The organism is Aquabacter cavernae, from assembly GCF_003993795.1.
GTDB lineage: Bacteria > Pseudomonadota > Alphaproteobacteria > Rhizobiales > Xanthobacteraceae > Aquabacter > Aquabacter cavernae.
Map to the genome: position 1 here is coordinate 354869 of NZ_RWKV01000016.1, position 22290 is coordinate 377158.

The window sequence follows — 22290 nt, forward strand, 5'->3', positions numbered from 1 at the left end:
TGCGGGGGAGGGTTGGGAGGGGGCCGAGCGCCCTGAGCCGTCTCGCCGCTCTGCAGGAGCGCGCCGCATGAGCATCCATGCCCCCCTTCTCTGCGTGGATGCGGTGAGCCTGTCCTTCGGCGGCCTGAAGGCGCTGTCCGGCGTCACCTTCGACGTGGCCCCCAATTCCATCACCGCCGTGATCGGCCCCAACGGCGCGGGCAAGACCTCGCTGTTCAACTGCATTTCGGGCTTCTACACGCCCCAGCAGGGCGCCATCCGCTTTGCGGGCGAGGACATCACCAAGACCCATCCGCCCCACCGGGCGAAGATCGGGCTGGCGCGCACCTTCCAGAACATCGCCCTGTTCCGGGGCATGACCGTGCTCGACAACATCAAGCTCGGCCGCCACGCCCACATGCGCACCAACCTCCTGGACGCGCTGCTCTATTGGGGCCGGGCGCAGAAGGAAGAAGTGGAGCTGCGCGCCGAGATCGAGGAGCGCGTCATCGACTTCCTCGAGATCAACCACATCCGCAACCAGCCGGTGGCCTCCCTCGCCTATGGCCTGCGCAAGCGCGTGGAACTGGCGCGGGCGCTCGCCATGCGGCCCAAGATCCTCATGCTGGATGAGCCGGTGGCGGGCATGAACCGCGAAGAAACCGAGGACATGGCCCGCTTCATCCTCGACGTGAAGGAGGAATGGGGCGTCACCATCCTCATGGTGGAGCACGACATGGGCATGGTCATGGACATTTCCGACCATGTGGTGGTGCTCAATTTCGGCACCGTCATCGCGCGCGGCCTGCCCGGCGAGGTCACGCAGAATCCGGACGTGATCCGCGCCTATCTGGGCGGCACAGACGTTGAGGCGCTCCAGCGCCGCATCCAGGGACGGGAGGCGGCGTGATGGATTTCGACTGGCTGTTCTTCACCGAAGTGACGCTGGCCGCGCTCGGCAACAGCGCGCTGCTCGCCCTCACGGGCCTCGCCTTCGTGCTCATCTACAAGGCGACGCGGGTCGTGAACCTCGCCATCGGCGAGATGCTCATGATCGGCGCCTATTTGTTCTTCTCCTTCACGGCGGGCATGGGCCTGCCGCCCTGGGGCGCCGTCATCCTCTCCATCATCGGCGGCGCGCTCCTGGGCGCGGCCATCGAGCGCTCGGTCATCCGCCCCATGCTGGGCGAGGCCGCCATCTCGGTCTTCATGGTGACCATCGGGGTGGGCTCCGTGCTCATCGGCCTCACCGAACTCATCTGGGGCGCCGAGCCCACCGCCCTGCCGGACTTCATGGGCAAGACGCCCATCTTCATCGGCGACGCCTATGTGTCGCGCAAGGTGGTGATCGGCTTCTCGGTGGCGGCGGCGGTGATCGCGCTCTTCCTCCTCGCTTTCCGCTTCTGGCGCGGCGGCGTGGCGCTGCGCGCCACCGCCAGCGACCAGGCGGCGGCCTATTCCTGCGGCATCAACGTGCCCGCCGTTTTCTCGCTGGCCTGGATGTTCGCGGGCGCCGCGGCGGCGGGGGGCGGCATCCTTGTGGGCGCGGTGGGCGGCATCGCCCCCACCATGGGCGTGTTCGGCCTCTCCGCCTTGGTGGTGGTGATCGTGGGCGGGCTCGATTCCATCGTCGGCGTGCTCATCGGCGGCATCCTCGTGGGTCTGCTGGAAGCGTGGTGCGGCACCTATCTGGGGGGCGAGTACAAGATGCTCGCCACATTCAGCCTGCTGATGCTGGTGCTGCTTGTGCGCCCCTACGGCCTGTTCGGCACCGTCGAAATCGAGAGGCTCTGACATGCGCATCGGAACGCTGAAAGAGACCTATGCCGCGGACGAGGCGCTGTTCGACACGCGCACGCAGCGGATCTGGCTCGCCTTGTTCTTCCTCGGTTTGGTGCTGTTTCCCTTCACGGTGGGGGAATACTGGCTCTACATCGCGTGCCTTGTGGCGATCCATGTGATCTCCACCACCGGCCTCAACATCCTCACCGGCTTCACCGGGCTCGTCTCCCTCGGCCAGGCGGCCTTCATGGGAGTGGGTGCCTATACGGTGGCGGTGCTGGAGGCGCGGCTCGGCACGCCGACGCTGCTCAACATCCTCGTGGCGGGCTTCGTCACGGCGGGGGTGGGCGCGCTGGTGGGCCTGCCCAGCCTCAGGGTGAAGGGGCTCTATCTGGCCATGGCGACCATCGCCGCCTCCTTCATCCTCCACTTCATCTTCGCCAACTGGAACAGCGTCACCCACGGCGTGTCGGGCATCAATGTGCCGCCCGCCGAAGTGCTGGGCTTCGAGATGGCGCGGCCGGTACAGCTCTATTGGCTGATCGTGCCGTTCGCGATCGTCATGGTGCTGGCCGCGTCGAACCTGTTTCGCACCCGCATCGGGCGCGCCTTCATCGCCATCCGCGACCGGGACATCTCGGCCGAGGTGCTGGGCATCCCGCTCTTGCGCTACAAGCTGATGAGCTTCGCCCTCTCCTCCTTCTATGCGGGGGTGGCGGGCGGCCTGTGGGCCTATTTCTTCCGCGTGGTGACGCCGGAAAGCTTCCCCTTCGTCTATTCCATCTTCTTCCTCGCCGCCGTCATCGTGGGCGGCATGGGGACCATATTGGGCGGCATCCTGGGCGCGGTGTTCATGACGCTGGTGCCCGAAGTGCTGAAGCTCGCCGTGGGCGTGCTCTCCCCGGTCCTGCCGGATGCAGTGGCGATCCTCTCGCCGGTGCGCACCATCGTGTTCGGCGCGCTCATCGTCGGCTTTCTCGTGTTCGAGCCCCACGGGCTCGCGGAAATCTGGCGGCGCACGCGGCGCTTCTTCCACCTGTGGCCTTTCAAGACGTGACGCTCAAGTAAACCTCAAAACAAAACAATGAGTTGGGAGGAATACCATGACCATGAACAGACGTGAGGCCCTCACCCTTGCCCTCGGCGCGGGCGCGGCCATCGGGCTCGGCATCCGCCCCTCTCTGGCGGCGGACGACATCGTCATCGGCGGCTCCATCCCGCTGTCCGGCGTGTTCGCCTTCGCGGGCATCGGCATCCATGCCGGCATCCAGGACTATGTGAAGATCGTCAACGACGCGGGCGGCATCGCCGGGCGCAAGGTGACGTATCTGGCCGAGGACACCGCCTATAAGGCCGACCAGTCGGTGGCGGTGTTCAACAAGCTCACCAGCCAGGCGAACATCAATCTCTATTATTCGGATAGCACCGCCTTCGCGAAGACCATCAATGCGGAGCTGGACCGCAAGAAGACCATCCTGATGGCCGGCGCCTCCTTCGCCAGCGAGCTGAACGATTCGAAGAAGTATCCCTTCCAGTTCATCTCCGGCCCCGACTACACGCAGATGTTCGACATCCTGCTGCAGTATGTGGCCAAGACGAAGCCGGGCGCGAAGATCGCCTTCGTGCATTCGGACACCGAATTCGGCCGCGACCCCATCGCCGCCGGCCAGGAGAAGGTGAAGGCGCTCGGCCTCAAGATGACCGAGGTCATCGTGACCCCGCCCACCGCCGTGGACGTCTCCACCGAAATCCTGAAGCTGCGCCGGGCCAATCCCGACTACACCATCTTCCACGGCTACGTGCTGGCGCCGCTCCCTGAATTCATGAGCCAGGCCAAGCAGATGGGCCTCGCCACCAAGTTCATGGGCACGTTCTGGTCCATGGACAACTCGCTCTGGACCAAGGTGGGCGAGCCCGCCGACGGCTTCATGGGCGTGATGCCCTACCGCTATTATTACGACACCGAGGGCAAGAGCCCCATGCTGGAGAAGATCCGGCAGATGCGGCCGGAATATCAGTCCACGGCCTATATGCAGGGCTTCCTCACCGCCATGCTCTTCCTGGAGAGCGCCAAGCGGACCCTGGAGGCCAAGCAGGAGCTGAACGGCACCAACCTGAAGGCCGCGCTCAACTCGCTCAAGGACTTCGACACCGGCGGCATCATCGGCGTCCCGATCTCCATCCCCGGCAATTCCATCCCGGTGGGGCGCGTCTATCGCTACGACGCGGCGAAGAAGCTGATGGTGGCGGATTCCGACTGGATCAAGGTCGGCGGCTGACGGCCGCCGCGGAGGCGAAATCCCCTCTCCCGTTTGCGGGGGAGGGGGCCGGCCGCAGGCCGGAGGACACCGCAAGCGAGGGGGAACGTCGGCTTTCTCCTCGCTTCGCTCGCCCCCTCCCCTCCCTCCCCCGCAAGCGGGAGAGGGAGTCCGTCGCGCTTGAGACATGTGTTGCACCCGGAGCGAACCCGAATGACCGACACCATCCTCGATGTCCGCAATATCGAAGTGGTCTACAACAACACCGTCCAGGTGCTGCGCGGCCTCTCGCTCAGCGTGCCGCGCGGGCAGGTGGTGGCGCTGCTCGGCTCCAACGGGGCGGGCAAGTCCACCACGCTCAAAGCGGTCTCCAACCTCCTGGAGCTGGAGGACGGCGCGGTCACGTCCGGCGCCATCACCTTCGACGGCACGCCCATTGCGGGCCTCAAGCCCCATGCTTTGGTGCGGCGCGGCCTGTTCCACGTCATGGAAGGGCGGCGCATCTTCGAGGACCTGACCGTGGAGGAGAATTTGACGGCCGCCACCTTCGCCCTCTCCGGGCGCGGCGTCGCGCCCACGAAGTTCGACACGGTCTACGAGTATTTCCCGCGCCTGTTCGAGCGCCGCACCGGCCGGGCGGGCTATCTCTCCGGCGGCGAGCAGCAGATGCTCGCCATCGGCCGCGCCCTCATCGCCCAGCCCAAGCTCATCCTCCTGGACGAGCCCTCTCTCGGCCTCTCGCCGAAGCTGGTGGAGGAGATCTTCACCATCATCGCCCGCATCAATCGCGAGCGCGGGGTCTCCATGCTGCTGGTGGAGCAGAATGCCGCCGTGGCCATGGCGGTCGCCCATACCGGCTACATCCTGGAGACCGGCAAGGTGGTGATCGACGGGCCGGTGGAGAAGCTGATGCGCGACGAGGACGTGCGCGAATTCTATCTCGGCGTCGCCGGAGAAGGCTCCGAGAAGAGCTACCGGGACGTGAAGCACTACAAGCGCCGCAAGCGCTGGCTTTCCTGAGGATCCGCCTATGGATTTCCCCGCTCTCACCCTGCCCCAGATGCTGCGCGAGCAGGCCCGGCGCATCCCGGACCGCACCGCCATCCGCCAAAAGGATTTCGGCATCTGGCGTCCGCTGTCCTTCGCGCAGTATTTCACCCGCGCCGGCCATGTGGGCCTCGGCCTGCGCTCGCTCGGCCTCAACGAAGGCGGGCATGTGGCCGTCCTGTCCGAGAACCGGGTGGAATGGGTCCTCGTCCAGCTTGGCGCGGGCCTCGTGAACGCCATCACGGTGGGCGTCTATTGCACCAGCCCCGCCAACGAAGTGGCCTATGTGCTCGGCCATTCCGACAGTGAGGTGGTCATCTGCGAGGACCAGGAGCAGGTGGACAAGGTGCTGGAGCGCCGCCACGAACTGCCCGCCCTGAAGCGCATCGTGGTGATCGAGCAGAAGGGCCTGCGCTCCTATCCCGCCGAACTGGTCCTGTCCTTCGCCGACCTGGAGACGCGCGGCCGCGACATGGCCGCCGAGCATGCGCGCGTCATCGAGGATTGCCTCGCCCGCCAGACCCTCGATGATATCGGGCTGATGATCTACACGTCCGGTTCGACGGGTAAGCCCAAGGGCGCCATGCTCAGCTACCGGAACCTGCGGGCCGAGGCCATCGCGCTTTCCGACTGCCTCAACGCGGACGAAAACACCACCCACCTCTCCTATTTGCCCTTGTGCCACGTGGCCGAGCAGATGCTCACCACCATGCAGCCCATCTATCTGGGCTCGCAGGTGAATTTCGGCGAGAGCATCCGCACCGTGCAGGAAGACCTGCGCGAGGTGGCGCCGTCCGTCTTCCTCGGCGTGCCGCGCATCTGGGAGAAGCTGAACTCGGCCATCTATCTGAAGCTCATGGAAGCGGGCGGCCTGCGCCGCGCCTTGTTCGAGCGGGCCTATGCCGCCTGCGAGCCCTTCGCGGAAGTGGCGCATGACAAGCGCACGCTCGGTCAGCGCCTCGTCTTCGGCCTGTGCTGGCTGCTCATTTTCCGCGCGCTGCAGAATTATATCGGGCTCGGCCGGGTGAAGGTGGCCATGACCGGCGCGGCGCCCATCTCGCCGCGCATCGTGCGCTTCTTCCGCACGCTCGGCGTGCCGCTGGTGGAGGTCTATGGCGCCACCGAGACCACGGGCCTCGCCTGCGGACAGAAGCTCTCCCATGTGGTGCCGCTCTGCGTCGGCCCCGCCGCCAAGGGCGTGGAGATGAAGCTCGGCGACATGGGCGAGCTTCTGGTGCGCGGCGATACGGTCTTCGCCGGCTATTACAAGAATGACGAGGCCACCCGGACCACCATCCGCGACGGCTGGCTCCATACGGGCGACGTGGCCGAACTGGTGGAGGGCCAGTTCAAGATCGTCGATCGCCTCAAGGACATCATGATCACCGCCGGCGGCAAGAATCTCTCGCCGTCCGAGATCGAGAACACGGTGAAGTCCAGCCCCTATGTGAAGGAGTGCATCGTCATCGGCGAGCGGCGCAAATATGTGTCCGCGCTCATCCAGATCGATGCCGAGACGGTGGGCCAATGGGCCGAGGCGCGGGGCATCGCCTTCACGCATTACCGGTCGCTGGCGGAAAACGAGAAGGTGCGCGAGCTGATCGGCACCGAGATCGACACCGCCAATGCCCAGCTCGCCCAGGTCTCCCATGTGCGCAAGTTCCATCTCCTGGTGAAGGAGCTGGACCATGACGACGACGAAGTGACCGCCACCATGAAGGTGCGGCGCTCCAACATCCAGACCAAGTACGCCGCCGAGATCGAAGGGCTTTACGCCCGGGCGTGAGGGTTGCCACAGGCGCGACCCGGCGATTTCCCCCTCCCTAGCCCTCCCCCGGCACCGAAGTCGGATGTTTCCGACTTCGGCACGCGCAGGAACCGAACTCGGCAGCAGCCGAGTTCGTGCGGGAGAGGGAACAACGCCCGAATTGGGGAACGGAACGCCCTGTCCGCCAGCGCCCGCCAAAGCCCTCTCCCGCTTGCGGGGGAGGGTTGGGAGGGGGAAGCGGCCACGCATGCACGCATTCAAAAGAGGAACAGGACCATGCAGGTAGAAGGACACGCCGCCCTCGTCACGGGCGCGGCCTCCGGGCTCGGCGCGGCAACGGCCCGCGCGCTGGCCAAGGCGGGCGCGAAGGTGGCGCTGCTGGACTTCAACGTGGACGGCGCCAGCGCCCTCGCCCAGGAGATCGGCGGGATCGCCGTGAAGGTGGACGTGGCCAAGGCCGAGAGCGCCGAGGCCGCGGTGGCCGAGGCCGCCTCCGCCCAGGGCCCGGCGCGCATCCTCGTGAATTGCGCGGGCGTCGTCGATGCGGGTCGGGTGGCCGGGCGCAACGGTCCCCACAGCCTCGACGTCTTCCGCCGGGTGATCGAGATCAACCTCATCGGCACCTTCAACATGATGCGCCTCATGGCGTCCGGCGCCGCCGCGCTGCCCCCGCTGGAGACGGGCGAGCGGGGCGTCATCATCTCCACCGCCTCCATCGCCGCCTTTGACGGGCAGGTGGGCCAGTCCGCCTATGCCGCCTCCAAGGCGGGCGTCGCGGGCCTGACCCTGCCTGTGGCGCGCGATCTGGCGGCGCTCGGCATCCGCGTCATGACCATCGCGCCGGGCATCTTCGAGACCGCCATGCTGGCCAGCCTCCCGCAGGATGTGCAGGACAGCCTCGGCGCCTCCGTGCCCTTCCCCTCGCGCCTCGGGCGGCCCGACGAATATGCGGCGCTGGCGCTGCACATCCTCGCCAATCCCATGCTGAACGGCGAGGTCATCCGCCTCGACGGCGCGCTGCGCATGGCCCCGAAATAATCACCGGAACGACGCCCCGCTCCCGCGCGGGGCCTCCCGCCATCCCACAGGACCGCACCCATGCCCGACGCCTATATCTATGACCATGTGCGCACACCGCGCGGACGGGGAAAGCCGGACGGCGGACTGCATGAGGCAACGCCCGTCCATCTCGCCACCACGGTGCTGGACGCCATCCGCACCCGCTCGAACCTCGACACGGCGCTGGTGAGCGACGTGGTGATGGGCGTAGTCATGCCGGTGGGCGAGCAGGGGCAATGCTTGCCGCGCATTGCGGTGCTGAATGCGGGCTATGCGCAGGAAACGGCAGGCGTGCAGATCAACCGCTTCTGCGCCTCGGGCCTGGAAGCCTGCAACCTCGCCGCCGCAAAGGTGATGGCGGGGCAGGCGGACATGACGCTCGGCGGGGGCGTGGAGAGCATGTCGCGCATCCCCATCCTCTCGGACGGGGGCGCCTGGAGTTCCGACCCGGCCGTGTCCTTCGCCACCAATTTCGTGCCCCAGGGCATCAGCGCGGACCTCATCGCCACCAAATGGGGCTATTCCCGCGAGGCCCTGGACGCGCTCGCCGCCGAGAGCCACCGCCGCGCGGCCCATGCCTGGAGCGAGGGGCGGTTCGACCGCTCCGTGGTGAGCGTGCGCGACGCGGTGGGCGACGTGCTGCTGGAGCGCGACGAGACCATCAGGGGCAATTGCACGGCGGACGATCTGTCGAAGCTCAGGCCCTCCTTCGCGGACATGGGCGCCAAGGTCGGCTTCGACCAGATCGCGCTGCTGCGCTACCCCGAGGTGGAGCGCGTGGAGCATGTGCACCATGCGGGCAATTCCTCTGGCATGGTGGACGGCGCCGCCGCCGTGCTGATCGGCACGCGCGATGCGGGCTATGCCGCCAACATCCGCCCCCGCGCGCGCATCCGCGCCTTCGCGGAAATCGGCTCGGAACCCACCATCATGCTCACCGCCCCCTCCTTCGCGGCGCAGAAGGCGCTGAAGCGGGCGGGGATGGACGTGCGCGACATCGACCTGTTCGAGGTGAACGAGGCCTTCGCCGCCATCTCCATGCGCTTCTGCGAGGCCATGGACGTGGACCCGGCGCGGGTGAACGTGAATGGCGGCGCCATCGCCATGGGCCACCCCTTGGGCGCCACCGGCGCCATGCTGCTGGGCACCGCGCTCGACGAACTGGAGCGCACCGACCGGACCACCGCCCTCGTGACCCTGTGCGTGGGCGCGGGCATGGGCGTCGCCACCATCATCGAGCGGATCTGACATGCTGACCACGACGCTGGACGACGGCATCGCCGTCATCACCATCGACCTGCCGGGCCGCTCCATGAACGTCATGGACGCCCCGCTCATCGCCGCGCTGGATGCCGAAGTGGCGCGCCTTGCGAGCCTCGACGCGGTGACGGGCATCGTCATCACCTCCGGCAAGAGCGCCTTCATCGCCGGGGCGGACCTCGCCATGCTGGGCGTGCTCACCGGCACGCCGCGCGAGATCGCCGCCAAGATCGGCGAGATGGGCGATGCCTTCCGCCGCATCGAGCGGTGCGGCAAGCCCGTGGTGGCGGCCGCCACCGGCACGGCGCTGGGCGCCGGGCTCGAACTCATGCTGTCCTGCCATTACCGCATCGCCGCCGACACGAAGGGCGCCATCTTCGGCCTGCCGGAGGTGAAGCTCGGCCTGTTTCCGGGCCTCGGCGGCACCCAGCGCCTGCCCCGCATCGTCGGCATCGAGGCGGCCCTGCCCCTCATGCTGGAGGGCCGCCCCCTCTCGCCCGCCGAGGCGCTGAAGGCGGGTCTCATTCATGAACTGGTCCCGGCGGACGACCTCCTTCTCGCCGCCATCCGCGCCCTGAAGGAGGGCCGGGTGGCCGCCGAGGCGCCGTGGGACCGCAAGGGCTTCGCCCTGCCCGGTGGGGCCCCCTCCACCTCTCGCCTCATGGACGCCTTCAGCCTCGCCAACGGGCGCGCGCTCTCAGCCTCCAAGCACAATTATCCCGCCCCGGAAGCCATCCTCACCTGCGTGTTCGAGGGCACGCGGCTGCCCATAGACAAGGCCCTGCGGCTGGAGGCGAAGCATTTCGGCGTGGTGTTCGCCGGCCCCGTGCCGCGCGCCATGATCCGCACCCTGTTCTTCGCCAAGCAGGCCGCCGACAAGCTCGCCCGCCGCCCCGCCGGCATCGCGCCGCGCAAGGTGGGCACGGTGGGCATCATCGGCGCCGGCTTCATGGGGCGCGGCATCGCGGAAGTCTCCGCGCTGGCGGGCATGGACGTGGTGCTGCTGGACGTGGATTCCAGCGCCGCCGAGGCCGCCCGCGCGACCATCCTCGCCACGCTCGACGGAGCGGTGGAGAAGAAGCGCCTGTCGGCCGAGAAGCGCGATGCCGCCGCCGCCCGCCTCACGGCGGGAACCGACTATGCGCTGCTGGGGGCCTGCGACCTCGTCATCGAGGCGGTGTTCGAGGATCGCGACCTGAAGGCCCGCATCATCCAGGCGGCGGAAGCCGCCATGCGGCCCGGCGCGGTGTTCGCCACCAACACCTCGTCGCTGCCCATTTCGGGCCTCGCCGCCGCCAGCGGGCGGCCGGACAACTTGGTGGGCCTGCATTTCTTCTCGCCCGTCCCGCGCATGGCCCTGGTGGAAGTGATCCGGGGCGCGGCCACCAGCGACGAAACTCTGGCGCTGGCGCTCGATTATGTGGGCCAGATCCGCAAGACACCCATCGTGGTGAATGACGGCTTCGGCTTCTACACTACGCGCTGCGTGGACGCCTTCATCCGCGAGGGGCTGCGCCTGCTGGCGGAGGGCACGCCCCCGGCCGTCATCGACAATGCGGCGGTGGCCGTGGGCATGCCCGTGGGGCCCATCACCCTGGCCGACGAGATCGGCCTCGACGTGATGCACCACATCAAGCAGGAAGCGCGCATCGCCTATGGCGAAGCCTATGTGGCGGACGCATCCGACGCCCTCTACGACACCATGAAGGCGCAGGGCCGCTTCGGCCGCAAGACCAAGGCGGGCTTCTTCGATTACGGGCCGGAGGGCAAGCGCCTCTGGGCGGGCACTGCCGCCTTGGCCCAGGAGGCGCGCCCCTCAAGCGCGCAGGACGCGGGCGAGCGGCTCCTCGCCATCCAGGCGGTGACGGCGGCGGGGGCCTTCGCGGAAGGCATCGTCACGGACCCCGCCGAGGCGGACCTGGGCGCGGTGCTGGGCTGGGCCTTCCCGTCTTATCTCGGCGGCCCGTTCGGCCTCATGGACAAGGACGGCCTGCCCGCTTTCGTGGTGGTGGCGGATCGCCTCGTCGCCGCCCATGGCAACCGCTTCCGCCTGCCCCCGGTGGTGCGGGAGATGGCGGAGCGGGGCGAGGGCTTCTTCGCTCCCGCGACGGCAGCGGCGGCGGCCTGAAGGCCACCGTCCCGCTCAGGGCATGGCGGAATCGAGGTGGATGGTGCGCCCGTCCACCACGAAGGCGCCATGGCCGCGATGATGGATGGTCTTGGGCCATCCCTGCGCCGGATCGTGCCACGCCTTCACCACTTCCAGGATGAAGAGGTTGTACTGGCTCACGAGGCGGGTGTCGGTGACCTTGCATTCCAGGTTGGCGAAGCATTCCTGGATCAGCGGCGCCGTCACCTTCTGCCCCGGCAGCGGCGTGAGGCCGATCTGCGTGAACTTGTCGGTCTCGCGCCCGGAGCAATTGCCCACCGCCACCACCTTCTCGGCCAGATCGACGGAGGGGATGGAGAGCACGCAATCGCGCGTGGAGCGCATGGCAGCGAAGGAAAAATCGTTGGCGGACACGACGCACGCAATATAGGGCGGCACGAAGTCCACCATCATGTGCCAGGACAGGGTCATCACGTTCGCCCGCCCGTCGCGACGGGTGGTGAGCAGCACCACCGGCCCGGGTTCAAGCAGGGGATAGACCTCTTCCAGAGGCAATTCGTCCACGGCCACGCTCATCCCTCGCGCCGGCCACGCCAGCGATTTCCTCATGCCCCAACCTTGGGCACGCACGGGCCGCCGCACCTTGACGTGCATCAAAGGCCCCGCACGGCGCGCCTGGGTTGATCCAGCGCAACGCTTCAGCCGGCGCGGGATGCGAGCGAAGGATGTCCCGCATCATGGACGCGCAGGGGAGTGACGGACCCATGAGACTGCCCCCGACCCTTCTGTCGGCGCTGGCGCTGATCGGCGCCCTCACGGCCTCGACCCTGGCCGCGCAGGCGGCCACCCAGGCCATGAGCCCGCGCGCCCAGCGCGGCCAGACCTTCGCGCAGACCAATTGCGCCCGCTGCCACGCCATCGCGACGGTGGGCGAGAGCCCCTTGCCCATCGCCCCGCCCTTCCGCACCCTGCACACGCGCTATCCGGTGGAGAATCTCGCGGAGGCGCTGGCGGAAGGCATCGTCACCGGGCATCCCAGCATGCCGGAATTCCAGCTGGACGGAGCGCAGATCGACGATCTGCTCGCCTATCTGAAATGGCTGGAGCGATAGGCCGGACGCCGGACAGCGGAGGGTGAGGAGATGGGGGAGGCGGGAACCGACGACCAGGCCGCCGTCTTCGCCCTTCTCGCGGATCCCCGCACCCATGGCGGCGCGCCGGTCACGCGCATCGATACCCATGCCGCCAGCGTCTTCCTGGCCGGTCCCGACGCCTACAAGGTAAAGCGGGCGGTGCGCTTTCCCTTCCTCGATTTCTCCACCCTGGAGAAGCGCCACGCGGCCTGCACGGGGGAGATGGAGGTGAACCGGGCCAATGCCCCCATGCTCTATCTCGGGCTGGTGCCCGTCACGCGCACGCCGCAGGGCCTTGCGCTGGGCGGCGGGGGCGAGGTGGTGGAATGGGCCGTTCACCTGCGCCGCTTCGATGAAACGAAGACCCTCGACCGCCTGGACCCGGAAAGCCTGACGGACCCGCTGCTCGCCAGCCTCGCGGCGCGCATCCTGGACAGCCATGGACGGGCGAAAGTGCGCACCGATCCGCGCTGGATCGACGCCTTCGTCCAAGAAGCCCGCGCCACCCTGGCCGATCTCATGACGGCCGGCGACGGGCTCGGCCCGGTCAACGCCTATGGCGCGGACGTGGAACAGGCGCTGGCCGTCCTTGCCCCCCTGCTGCGGGCACGCGGCACAGCGGGCGCGGTGCGCCGCTGCCACGGGGACCTGCATCTGCGCAATATCGCGCTGGTGGACGGCGCGCCGGTCCTGTTCGACGCCATCGAGTTCAACGAGGCCATCGCCACCTGCGACGTGCTCTATGACCTCGCCTTCCTGCTCATGGATTTGTGGCACCGGGGCCTTCCCGTTCCCGCCAATCGTCTGCTCAATCGCTATGTGTGGGGCACGCCGGAGCCCGCCGCCCTGCTGGACGGGCTCGCCGCGCTGCCGCTCTTCCTGAGCCTGCGGGCGGCGATCCGGGCGAAAGTGGCTGTGGATCTCGCCCGCCGCGCCACTGATGGCGCCGACACCGCCTGTGCCGAGGCCCGCTCTTATTTCGAGACCGCCCGCGCTTTGCTCGCACCGGGGGGATCGCCGCTCCTGCTGGCCATAGGCGGGCTGTCCGGCACCGGCAAGAGCACACTCGCCGCGCGGCTCGCCCCCGGCATTGGCGGCGCGCCGGGCGCGATCCATCTGCGCAGCGACATCGAGCGCAAGCGCCTGTTCGGATGTGGTGAACTGGAGCGCCTGCCCCCGGACGCCTATGGCGCGGAGGCCACCGCGCGGACCTACACGCAGATGCGCACCCTCGCGGCCCATGCCCTGAAAGCGGGCCGCAGCGTGATCCTGGACGCGGTCCATGCCCGGCCGGAGGAGCGCTCGGCCCTGGCGGATCTCGCGGCGGCGCACGGCGCGCCCTTCCACCGCGTCTGGCTGGAGGCGCCGCGCGATCTCCTGCACAGCCGGGTGGAGGCGCGGCGCGATGATGCCTCGGATGCCACGGCCGCAGTGGTGGATCTGCAGGCGGGCTTTGACGTGGGGCCGCTGGACTGGCCGCGCCTGGATGCGGGTTTGCCGCTATCCGACCTCGCGCAGGAGGTCGAGCGGGCCACAACCACAACTTAGAAGCAATATTTGCGCCATAAACGACCTGGGATAACGCGACATTTGATCGCGGATGAACGGCATTCGTGAAAGATTGTTCATCACTTACGCTCACGGCACGGGCTGGCGATGGCCAACCGGGGGCTTGAGCGGGTGGCGGGGATTGTGACGGGGCTTTCTTTCAAGCGGGCGCGCGAGCGCACGGACATGGCTGGGCGCGGCTCCTTGGCGGGCAGGCTCCGGCTCCCGCAGAACCGGCATGGGGCGCTTCTGCTCGGCGCCGCGCTGACGCTCTGCGCGGGCGCCGCAGCGGCGGCCGAGCCGCCGCCCGTGGCCGATGCCCGCGTGCGCCAGTGCGCGGCACAGGGCAAGGGCTTCGCCTATATTCCCGGCACGGACACCTGCCTGCGCGTCGGCGGCTTCATGGAATACGAAGCCTATTACAACAGCTACAACCAGGAGCCAGCGCAGAACGACCGGACCTATACCATCGCCACCGCCTCCCTGGTGATGGACGCCCGCACGGCGACAGAATACGGCACGCTGCGATCCTATACGGACCTTCGCTTTCGCTGGAGGACGGCCAACGAATTCTCGGATGGCCCCAGCACATCCCAGATCAGTCCTTACTACATGTATATCCAGCTCGCCGGCTTCACCATCGGCCACCAGCAGTCCTTCTTCGACTTCTACGCCAATGCCAATGTCTACGGCACGGATACCGGCACCGTGGGCGACCAGACGCGCCTGAACATGCTGGCCTATACGTTCGAGATGGACCACGGTTTCTCGGCGACAGTCTCGTTGGAGGATTCGGTCGCCCGCATGTCGGGAATCTATGCTTCCAACCCCGCTCTGGCTGGTTCGGTGCTGGACTATCAGACGCCCGACCCCCTGCCCGAGATCGTGGCCGTCTTCGGCCAGACGGGCGATTGGGGCCAGTTCCAGTTGTCCGGCGCGCTCCACCAGGTGGCAGGTTCCTGGAGCGGGCTGGAGGACACGCAGACCTGGGGCTACGCCCTCCAGGCGGGCGTGATGTTCAACCTGCCCTTCATCGCCGCCAACGACACGCTCTACCTGCAGGCGGCCTATGCCAACGGCGCCACCTCCTATCTGGGCATCCAGGACTGGACCGGCGACTTCGCTCCGCCCGACGCCTTCCTCACGCCCACGGGCGGGCTCTCCTTGGTTTCGGGCTGGAGCGCGGTGGCGCAGTTGCTGCACAATTGGACACCCGCCTGGAGCACCGTCCTGTTCGGCGGCTATGCGGAATTCGCCTTCAACGATGCCCTCGCCCAGACCGTGTACGGCTCCACCGGCGGCACGAACTACAATATCGGCGGCAATATCAACTGGATCCCCGGCAGCTATCTCCAGTTGACCCTGCAATATGACTACAACGTCTATCAGGCGTCGGACTATGTGCAGACCGCCTATGGCCTGCCCACCCAGTCGCAGCGGGCGCACCAGCTGGTCCTCATTGCCCAGCGCTTCTTCTGAGAAGAAAGCGGGCCGCGCGCCCGCTTGATCCAGGCTCGCTTGATCCAGGCCAAGGCCGGGGCCGCCGCAGCAGCTTAGTCTTCCCTCGCCCGTCCGGCTAAGGTCGGTTTCCGGGCGCGGCGATGAACCTGCGGAACGCCCGATGGAAACCGGCCCGGCCCCCTCGACCGTGTGCGTCCAGACCGTGTTCGTTCATGTGGCCGTGGCCGGTCGCCTGCGCCTGCGCGACCGGCGGCTCATGCGCCGCGCGGATCTGTGCCGTGCCCTGCGCGTGGCCCTCGCCGCCACCCGACCGGACCTCGCCGTGGAGGTCTCCAGCCTCACCGGCTCCATCCTCCTTCATGCGGCGCCGGGAACGGGCGCACAGGCAGACGCGGAAGCCCTGCGCGCCTTCATCGAGGACTGCATCGGGGCACCGGGTGATCTCCCTCCAGTGGCCCACGCCTTGTCGGCGGCGGACACAGCGCATGCGGCGCTGCCCTGGCATGCCCGCAGCCGCGATGCCGCGCGCGACGCGCTTCAGGCGTGCGACGATGGCGGGCTCACGGACACGGAAACGGCGGAGCGGCGCGCCCGGTTCGGGCCCAACCTGCTGCCGAAACCCCGCGCCCGCTCCACCCTCGCGGTCATCGTCGCCCAGCTTGCGAGCCTGCCCGTGGCCCTGCTCTCGGTTTCGGCGGCCCTTGCCCTGTTCACCGGGGGCCTCGCGGACGCGGTGGTGATCATCTGCGTGGTGGCGCTCAATGCGGGCATCGCCTCGGTGACCGAGCATCAGGCGGAGCGCACCATTGCCAGCCTCGCCGATTTCGCGCCCCAGCCCATCAAGGCGATCCGCCAGGGCGCGATGCTCGCCTTGCCGCCGGCCGATCTGGTGCCGGGCGATATCCTGCTGCTGGAGCCGGGCACGCTGGTGCCCGCCGATGCCCGGCTGCTGGCCTGCGAGAACCTTACCCTCAACGAAGCCGCCCTCACGGGCGAGGCCATGCCCGTGCAGAAAGACGCGGCCATACTGCTGGCCGACGCGGCGCCGCTCGCCGACCGGGCCAACATGGTGTTCCGGGGCACCGCCGTGACCGGCGGCCAGGGCCGCGCGCTGGTGGTGGCCATCGCGGGCGCCACCGAGATCGGCAAGGTGCAGGCCATGCTCGGCGCGCTTGAGGCGCCCCAGACGCCCATCGAACGCCAGCTCGGGGAGATCGAGCGCGAACTGGTGGTGGTGAACGGGGTCATCTGCCTCGCCGTCGCGGCCCTCGGCCTCATGCGCGGCGAGCCCGTGCTGAGCATCCTGCGCAGCGCCATCTCGCTGGCGGTGGCCGCCATTCCCGAGGGGCTTCCGGCGGTCGCCACCACCACGCTGGCGGTGGGCGTGCAGGACATGCGGGCGCGCCAGATTTATGTGCGGCGCCTGGATGCGGTGGAGACGCTGGGCGCCGTGGAAATGGTCTGCCTGGACAAGACCGGCACCCTCACCCTTCCCTCCATGTCCCTGGCGGAAATCCATGCGGACGGGCGCCTGATGCGCCCCGGCACGGACGCGGCCGACCCGGTGGTGCTGCGCCTTCTGGAAACCGCCGCCCTCGCCAGCGAAGCCCATATGGAAGACGGGCCGCACGGCCAGCGCATCGTCGGCTCCGGCACCGAAAGCGCCCTCATCGCCGCCGCCCGCGACCAGGGCCTCGACCTCGCCGCGCTGCGGGCCGCGCATCCGGTGCTGGAACTGGTGCCCCGTGCCGAGGGGCGCAAGCGCATGTCGGTTCTGGTGGACCGGCCGGACGGCGGGCGCCTGCTGGCGGTGAAGGGCGACCCGGCGGAGCTTCTCGCCCGCTGCACGCGCCTTGCCGTGACGGAGGGCACGCGACCGCTGACCGAGGCCGACCGGCGCGCCATCGGCGCCGCGAACGAGGGCATGGCGGGGCGGGCGCTGCGGGTGCTGGGCGTCGCGGTCCACGACGTGGGGGGAGACCCGCACGCGGAGGCGGACCTTGTCTGGCTCGGCCTCACGGGCATCGCCAATCCGGTCCGGCCGGAGGTGCGCCCGGTGGTGGTGGCCCTGCATCGCGCGGGTATCCGCACGGTGATGATCACCGGCGACCAGAGCGCCACCGCCTATGCGGTCGCCAAGGATCTCGGCCTCGCCGAGGGGTCCGATGTGCGGGTGTTGGAAGCGGGGCGGCTCGCCGGGCTCTCGCCGGACGTGCTGTCCGCCATCGCGGAGAATACGGACGTGTTCGCGCGGGTGAGCCCGGGCGAGAAGCTCAGCGTGGTCCAGGCCCTCCAGGCGCGCGGGCGCATCGTCGCCATGACCGGGGACGGCATCAATGACGGCCCGGCACTGAAGGCCGCCAATGTGGGCGTCGCCATGGGCGCGGACGGCACCGATGTCGCCCGCGAGGTGGCCGACATCGTGCTCGCCACCGACGATCTGAACGGCATGGTGGAGGCGGTGGCACTGGGCCGTGCCACCTATGCCAATATCCGCAAGGTGCTGCGCTATCTGGTCTCCACCAATGCCTCGGAGACGGCCCTGGTACTGGGGGCGGGGCTGGTGGGCATCCGCGAGCCCCTCACGCCCCTCCAATTGCTCATGCTGAACCTTGTGAGCGATGTCTTCCCCGCCTTGGCCCTGGGCCTCGACGCGCCCGAGGCGGGCGTGATGGACGTGCCCCCGCACGATCCCGCCGCCCCCATTCTGGGGCGATCGGACTTCCGCCGCATCATCCGGGAGGGGCTGGTGATGGGCGCCGTCTCCCTCGCCGGCTATCTCGCGCCCGCCGGTGTCCCGGCCACGGGACGGACGGTGGCGTTCCACGGCCTCACCTTGGCGCAATTGCTTCACGCTCTGCTTTGCCGCAGCGATGCGGGGCCGCTTTCCGGAGCCGGGCGGCCCGCCAATCCCTATCTGGCGCTCGCCATCGGCGGGGGCATCGCCCTCCAGGCGACGGCGCAGGCGCTGCCCGTCACGCGCCGCCTGCTGGGGCTGAGCCCCTTGGGCCTGGGCGGCATGGCGGGCGCACTCGCCATCGCCGCTGCCGCCACCATGGCCAACGGCGTCGTGGCCGCTTTGCCCCCGCCTCTCGCCCCTCCCCCGCCGGAGCCCGCATCATGCTGACCGACGACATGATCTTCACGTCCGAGAGCGTCACGCGCGGCCATCCGGACAAGCTCTGCGACGAGATCAGCGACGCCATCGTGGATGCCTTCCGGGAGCAGGATCCCGGCGCGCGCATCGTCGCCGAATGCGCCATCGCCACGGGCGTGGTGTTCGTGGCGGCGCGCTTTTCCGGCACGGCGGCGGTGGACATTCCCGCGCTCGCCCGGCGGGTGATCGCGGAAGCGGGATATGAGGGCGCGGGCTTCGATGCCCGCCGGGCCTCCATCCTCACCAGCTTCTCCGAAGGCGACGGCCGCGCCGGACCGCTTGATGCGGACGAGCCCGCCCATGAGCAGGTGAACGCCTTCGGCTTCGCCTGCCGCGACACGGCAGTGCTCATGCCTGCCCCCATCGCTGCCGCCCATCGGCTGGCCCGCGCCCTGGAAGCGGCGCGCGGGACATTCGACGCCCTCGCACCGGACGGCAAGGTGCAGGTGAGCGTGCGCTACCGGGGACACCACCCGGTGGCCATCACCGATGTGAGCCTGACCACCGCGCTCCTGCGCCCCGTTCCCCCGGCGCAATTGGAGGAGGCGCTGCGCACCCTGGTGCTCGCGCCCGCCTTCGCGGAGCACGATCTCGGGCCGTCGCCGCAGACGCGGGTCCATATCAATCCCGGCGGCGCGCAATTGTTCGGCGGCCCCGCCCACCATGCGGGCCAGACCGGCCGCAAGGCGGGGATCGACACCTATGGCGATTTCGCCCGCCAGAGCGGCTCCGCCTTGTGCGGAAAGGGGCCGCATCGCATCGACCGGATCGGCCCCTATATGGCCCGCCTCGCCGCCAAGGCCGTGGTGGCGGCGGGTCTTGCGGAGCGGGCGGAAGTGCATGCGGCCTATGCCATCGGCCGCGCCGAGCCGCTGAGCCTCACCGTGGACACGTTCGGGACCGGCCGGCGGCCCGAGGCGGACCTCGCCCGCGCGCTGGCGGAGGCGCTGGACTGGCGGCCCGGCGCGGTGGCCGCGCGCCTCGGCTTCGACGGGCGCGCCCATGCGCCCGGCTTCTTCCGCGCCTTGGCCTGCTACGGGCAAGTGGGGCGGGAGGATCGAGGGCTTCCCTGGGAAGATGTGGGGGATCTCGCGCAGATACTGCGCGCCGCCTGAGGCGCTACGCGAACTCAGCCGCCGGACTTGCGGGGCAGGCCCTTCAGCAGCGAGACCGCATACCAGACCAAGGTGAGGGCGGGCGGCAGCACCCGCCCGCGCGCCATCTGGAGCAGAGCGAGGCCGGAGAAGGCCGCCGCGCCCGCGACGCCCCCGCCGAGGCCCTTGCCCCGCCCCGGCGTGCGGGATGGGGCGGCGCCTCCCGGGCGCGCGGGCACAAGGCGCAAGGCCGGGTCCGCCTCGGGGCGGAAGCGCCCGTCATGGAGCACCAGAAGGCTCCCCGTTTCCGCGCGATAGGCCACCTTCAGCACGCCCGGACGGCCGGACAGCTCCGCCGCCACCGCCTCGATGCCGGAGAGCGGTGCACGGGCGAGGCGCAGCCGCAGGCGCCCCGGCATGGAATGGACAAGGACGACATCCAGGGGGCCGGACATGGCGGGCCTCAGCCCGGCTGGCCGGCGGGAGCGGCCTCTGGCGAGGAAGCACTCGCGGCCTCCGCCGCTGCGGCGGCGAGCCCTTCGGCGATCAACTCCGCCTTTGCCTCGGCCATGAGATCGTCCAGCCCTTCGGCGGCCTGGGCCACCTTCACCTGGGCCTCATAGGCGGCCACCATGGCGAGCTTCAGCGTCTTCTTGGCGGCGGGGCGGCCCTTCTGGGCGAGCTTCGGCGCGATCATCACGGCGGCGGCCCCGGCGACGGCGGCGACCAGATAGCGGGCGATCGACATGGTGGGCCTCGATTGGCGATGGAGACACGCCCTTACGGGGTGCCCCATATGTCCCATGCCGGACGGCGTCTCGCTTTGATTCAGGTCAGGCGCCTCAGCGCCGCCGCACATAGTCGCCCGGCGCGTCCGCGAGCGGGGGATAAGCGGGGCTGCCCATCAACGCAGGCGCCACGAAGCCGCTGGAGCGGGCGGCGAGCCATGCGCTCCATTCCTCCCACCAGGACCCCTGCTTGAGGGGCGCGGTGGCCCACCAGGCATCCGCATCCAGATGCTTGTCCTGCGCCAGCTTGGTGAGCACGCGGAAATGCCGCTTCGCCCGGCCGGGCTCGCTGACGATGCCGCCATTATGCCCGCCGCTGGCCAGCGCAAAGGTGAGGTCCGTGTCGGTGAGCAGATGGAGCTTGAACACGGAGTGCCAGGGAGCCACATGGTCCTTCTCCGTACCCACGGCGAAGATGGGCGCACGGATGTCGGCCAGCGTGACCGGTCGCCCGTCCACCGCGAAGCGGCCTTCCGCCAGATCATTGTCCAGATAGAGCCGCCGCAGATATTCCGAATGCATGCGATAGGGCATGCGGGTGGCGTCGGCATTCCAGGCCATGAGGTCCACCATGGGCTCGCGCTCGCCCATGAGATAGTCGTGGATCACCTTGGACCAGATGAGGTCGTTGGAGCGCAGAAGCTGGAAGGCTCCCGCCATCTGGCGCGTGTCCAGCGCGCCCTGGCTCCACATGAGGCTTTCCAGGAAGCTCACCTGGCTTTCATTGATGAAGAGCCGCAATTCCCCGGCCTCGGTGAAATCCGCCTGCGCCGCCAGCAGCGTCACGGTGGCGAAGCGGTCGTCGCCGTCGCGCGCCATGGCGGCGGCGGCGATGGAGAGCGTCGTGCCGCCCAGGCAATAGCCCGCCGCATGCACCTTCGCGCCCGGCACAACCGCATTCACCACCTCCAGCGCGGCCATGATGCCGAGCCGGCGGTAATCGTCGAAGCTGATGTCGCGATCGTCCGCGCCGGGATTGAGCCAGGACACCATGAAGACGGTGAAACCCTGGGCCACCAGATACTTGACCAGCGAATTCTGCGGCGAGAGATCGAGGATGTAGTATTTCATGATCCAGGCGGGCACGATCAGGATCGGCTCGGCCTGCACCGCCCCGGTGGTGGGCGCGTACTGGATCAGCTCCATCAGGCGGTTGCGGAAGATCACCTTGCCGGGGGTGAGCGCCACGTCGCGGCCCACCTCGAACGCCTCGGCGCCCACGGGCCGCTGGCCGCGCATCTCGCGCTCCGCATCCTCCAGCATGTTGGAGAGGCCCTGGGTCAGGTTTCGCCCGCCGGTAGCCGCCGTGCGGGCCTGCACCACGGGATTGGTCCAGGGGAAGTTGGAGGGGGAGACCACGTCCAGCATCTGGCGGGCGGTGAACTCCACGATGTCCTCGTTCGTCCCCGTCACGCCGCGCACGCCGGTGGTGGCGTTGTGCCACCATTGCTGGTTCAGGAGGAACGACTGATACATGACGTTGAACGGCCAACGCTGCCATTCCGGCGCGGCGAAGCGCTTGTCCTGGGGCAGCGGCTCGATGCAGGGCGCGGCGGCGCCGGGCTGGGCGGCGCAGGCGCCCATATAGCGCGCCAGCCGCGCCCATTTGCGCGCGAGCTTGATGCCCAATTCCATCTGCTTGCCCGGCGAGAAGGCCAGATGCATGGCCCAGTCCGCATAGGCATTGGCGAGCGCGGCGGGGGAGAGCCCACCCGTGAACCGGGCCATGGCGGCATGAACCGCATTGTCCAGCGTCTCGCCAACCAGCGCGAAATCCTCGCGCGGCTCGGGCGCTGGCGGCAGGTTCGAGCCGGACGGGGCGTTCTGGGGAGCATTCATGGGAAAA

General features: G+C 68.9%; 18 protein-coding genes. 14 read left to right on the top strand and 4 right to left on the bottom strand.

The annotated features are described in order from the left end of the window. The first annotated feature begins 67 nt into the window (after positions 1 to 67). The 9 genes from EJJ38_RS17385 to EJJ38_RS17425 all read left to right on the top strand — a co-directional run bounded on the left by EJJ38_RS17385 (position 68) and on the right by EJJ38_RS17425 (position 11281). Entirely contained in the window at positions 68 to 889 is an 822-nt protein-coding gene (locus EJJ38_RS17385; RefSeq protein ID WP_127091529.1) for an ABC transporter ATP-binding protein, read from the top strand. Continuing rightward, positions 889 to 1773: a branched-chain amino acid ABC transporter permease gene (locus EJJ38_RS17390; protein WP_127091531.1), complete on the top strand. Its 885-nt coding sequence runs from the start codon at positions 889 to 891 to the stop codon at positions 1771 to 1773. The genes EJJ38_RS17385 and EJJ38_RS17390 overlap by 1 nt, the downstream gene beginning before the upstream one ends. 1 nt (position 1774) lies before the next feature. Continuing rightward, positions 1775 to 2818, top strand: a complete 1044-nt coding sequence (locus EJJ38_RS17395; protein WP_127091533.1) for a branched-chain amino acid ABC transporter permease — start codon at positions 1775 to 1777, stop codon at positions 2816 to 2818. A gap of 46 nt (positions 2819 to 2864) precedes the next feature. Next, positions 2865 to 4040, top strand: a complete 1176-nt coding sequence (locus EJJ38_RS17400; RefSeq protein WP_127091535.1) for an ABC transporter substrate-binding protein — start codon at positions 2865 to 2867, stop codon at positions 4038 to 4040. Positions 4041 to 4232: 192 nt separating this feature from the next. After that, entirely contained in the window at positions 4233 to 5039 is an 807-nt protein-coding gene (locus EJJ38_RS17405; protein WP_127091537.1) for an ABC transporter ATP-binding protein, read from the top strand. A 10-nt stretch (positions 5040 to 5049) separates the two neighbouring features. Beyond that, entirely contained in the window at positions 5050 to 6852 is a 1803-nt protein-coding gene (locus EJJ38_RS17410) for an AMP-dependent synthetase/ligase (protein WP_127091539.1), read from the top strand. A gap of 258 nt (positions 6853 to 7110) precedes the next feature. Next, the gene (locus EJJ38_RS17415; RefSeq protein ID WP_127091541.1) at positions 7111 to 7872 is read left to right on the top strand and encodes an SDR family NAD(P)-dependent oxidoreductase; all 762 of its coding nucleotides are present in this window, start codon (positions 7111 to 7113) and stop codon (positions 7870 to 7872) included. A 60-nt stretch (positions 7873 to 7932) separates the two neighbouring features. Continuing rightward, positions 7933 to 9141: an acetyl-CoA C-acetyltransferase gene (locus EJJ38_RS17420; RefSeq protein ID WP_127091543.1), complete on the top strand. Its 1209-nt coding sequence runs from the start codon at positions 7933 to 7935 to the stop codon at positions 9139 to 9141. Position 9142: 1 nt separating this feature from the next. Beyond that, positions 9143 to 11281, top strand: a complete 2139-nt coding sequence (locus EJJ38_RS17425; protein WP_127091545.1) for a 3-hydroxyacyl-CoA dehydrogenase NAD-binding domain-containing protein — start codon at positions 9143 to 9145, stop codon at positions 11279 to 11281. Positions 11282 to 11296: 15 nt separating this feature from the next. Here the strand turns inward: EJJ38_RS17425 and EJJ38_RS17430 are convergent, their stop codons facing one another. Then, entirely contained in the window at positions 11297 to 11839 is a 543-nt protein-coding gene (locus EJJ38_RS17430) for a flavin reductase family protein (RefSeq protein ID WP_245454305.1), read from the bottom strand. Between the two features lie 188 nt (positions 11840 to 12027). Here EJJ38_RS17430 and EJJ38_RS17435 point away from each other — a divergent pair, with 188 nt between their 5' ends. From EJJ38_RS17435 to EJJ38_RS17455, 5 genes are all read left to right on the top strand, one after another. After that, a complete protein-coding gene (locus EJJ38_RS17435) occupies positions 12028 to 12375 on the top strand; it encodes a c-type cytochrome (protein WP_127091547.1) in 348 nt (115 codons plus the stop codon). Between the two features lie 30 nt (positions 12376 to 12405). After that, positions 12406 to 13944: a bifunctional aminoglycoside phosphotransferase/ATP-binding protein gene (locus EJJ38_RS17440; RefSeq protein WP_127091549.1), complete on the top strand. Its 1539-nt coding sequence runs from the start codon at positions 12406 to 12408 to the stop codon at positions 13942 to 13944. Positions 13945 to 14088: 144 nt separating this feature from the next. Continuing rightward, the gene (locus tag EJJ38_RS17445) at positions 14089 to 15423 is read left to right on the top strand and encodes a porin (RefSeq protein ID WP_245454306.1); all 1335 of its coding nucleotides are present in this window, start codon (positions 14089 to 14091) and stop codon (positions 15421 to 15423) included. Positions 15424 to 15565: 142 nt separating this feature from the next. Then, on the top strand, positions 15566 to 18532 hold the full coding sequence (locus tag EJJ38_RS17450; protein WP_127091551.1) for a cation-translocating P-type ATPase: 2967 nt from the start codon (positions 15566 to 15568) through the stop codon (positions 18530 to 18532). Next, positions 18526 to 19677 carry a methionine adenosyltransferase domain-containing protein gene (locus EJJ38_RS17455; protein WP_245454307.1) on the top strand — a complete coding sequence of 384 codons (1152 nt, stop codon included), beginning with the start codon at positions 18526 to 18528 and terminating at the stop codon, positions 19675 to 19677. The genes EJJ38_RS17450 and EJJ38_RS17455 overlap by 7 nt, the downstream gene beginning before the upstream one ends. 14 nt (positions 19678 to 19691) lie before the next feature. Here EJJ38_RS17455 and EJJ38_RS17460 read toward each other — a convergent pair whose 3' ends face one another. The 3 genes from EJJ38_RS17460 to EJJ38_RS17470 all read right to left on the bottom strand — a co-directional run bounded on the left by EJJ38_RS17460 (position 19692) and on the right by EJJ38_RS17470 (position 22283). Continuing rightward, positions 19692 to 20111 carry a hypothetical protein gene (locus EJJ38_RS17460; protein WP_127091552.1) on the bottom strand — a complete coding sequence of 140 codons (420 nt, stop codon included), beginning with the start codon at positions 20109 to 20111 and terminating at the stop codon, positions 19692 to 19694. 8 nt (positions 20112 to 20119) lie between these two features. Then, positions 20120 to 20404, bottom strand: coding sequence for a DUF5132 domain-containing protein (locus EJJ38_RS17465; RefSeq protein ID WP_164738554.1), 285 nt, complete (start codon positions 20402 to 20404; stop codon positions 20120 to 20122). A gap of 94 nt (positions 20405 to 20498) precedes the next feature. Next, positions 20499 to 22283 carry a PHA/PHB synthase family protein gene (locus EJJ38_RS17470; RefSeq protein WP_127091556.1) on the bottom strand — a complete coding sequence of 595 codons (1785 nt, stop codon included), beginning with the start codon at positions 22281 to 22283 and terminating at the stop codon, positions 20499 to 20501. Positions 22284 to 22290: the final 7 nt, after the last annotated feature.